The following is a 1042-nucleotide window of genomic DNA, read 5'->3' as shown; positions in this document are numbered from 1 at the left end:
GCTTTTGTTTGAAAAACAAAAATAAAAACAACGGAACTAGCACTACGCTTAGTCCTGTTATAAAGCCAGCCTTGGAAGAAGTAGTATATAGCAGCCCGATTGTTTGAAAGGCGTATCCTATAAATAAACAAAAACCAAGCACAGCTCCTGCGACAACAGTTGACGTTTTGAGTTCCTTCAGGAGATGACGATGAAACAAAAGAAGCCAAAGCAACAAAAACAAAAAGGCAATAAAAAAACGAATCCCATTAAACTGGAGCGGCTCCAGAAATAAAATAGCATTTTGGACAAGAACAAAGGTGGAGCCCCAAATAAGTGCAACGGCAAGCAATAGTATGTTTGCCTGTTTGTTTTTAGAAATCACGGCTTTTTCCTTCCGGTTTATTTTTGCGAATGGCGATTCTTGCCAGTTCATCAGCCGTTTTATTTTCGCCGCTTGGAATCCATTTAATAAAGAACAGGTCGAGTTTATCTGCTAAAAGCAGTGCCTCTTCTAGAAGTGGTGCGAACGTTTTGTTTTTGGCAAATCGTTTATCCACAGCGCTGTCGACTGTTTTAGAGTCTGTCCGAAAACTAACTGATTTGTAGTTTTTTTCTAAACAGATCTTCAAGCCGTGAATTAAGGCATAATACTCGGCCTCATGGTTGCTCATGCTGCCAAGTGGGATAGAATATTTTTCGGCACTTCCATGCCCTTTAATGAAAATGCCGGCACCGCTTGGGCCGGGATTTCCAGCACTTGCACCATCGATGTAGACTTCTATCATTTTTAAACCTCCAAAGTTTCTGGTATGATTATTCAGGTAATGGCAAGCTTTTTTAGCTATAAAAAGGAGCCAAACTACATAACATTATCTTATATGGATTCATATTGGGAAGCCATTTTATTATACCCTTTACTTACCCTATGGAACAGTATTTAAATGAAGGAAGGATGCTTTCATATGAAATATAAGCTTGAATATAGATACCGCGTAAAAAAGGAAGAAGTGTTTTTTACATCTGATTGGATGGTTCAATCTACGGCTATTGTAATCGGTGA

The 1042-nt window shown here is 38.8% G+C and carries 2 protein-coding genes; both read right to left on the bottom strand.

The window, feature by feature from the left end:
• Window positions 1-364, bottom strand: a 364-nt coding sequence (locus AB0G52_RS41395) for an EamA family transporter (protein WP_361344529.1), incomplete at its 3' end; no start/stop codon positions are given.
• Window positions 354-767: a reverse transcriptase-like protein gene (locus AB0G52_RS41390; protein ID WP_150908820.1), complete on the bottom strand. Its 414-nt coding sequence runs from the start codon at window positions 765-767 to the stop codon at window positions 354-356. The genes AB0G52_RS41390 and AB0G52_RS41395, both read right to left, overlap by 11 nt.
• Between the last annotated feature and the right edge of the window lie 275 nt (window positions 768-1042).

The organism is Streptomyces sp. NPDC021562, from assembly GCF_040640875.1.
Classification (GTDB): Bacteria; Actinomycetota; Actinomycetes; order Streptomycetales; family Streptomycetaceae; genus Streptomyces.
Note: the sequence above shows the minus strand (reverse complement) of the source record. Positions and strands in the feature narration are given on the sequence as shown.

Coding starts and splice junctions, on each gene's coding strand:
- AB0G52_RS41390 (WP_150908820.1), bottom strand. CDS start 767: ATGATAGAAGTCTACATCGATGGTGCAAGTGCTGGAAATCCCGGCCCA.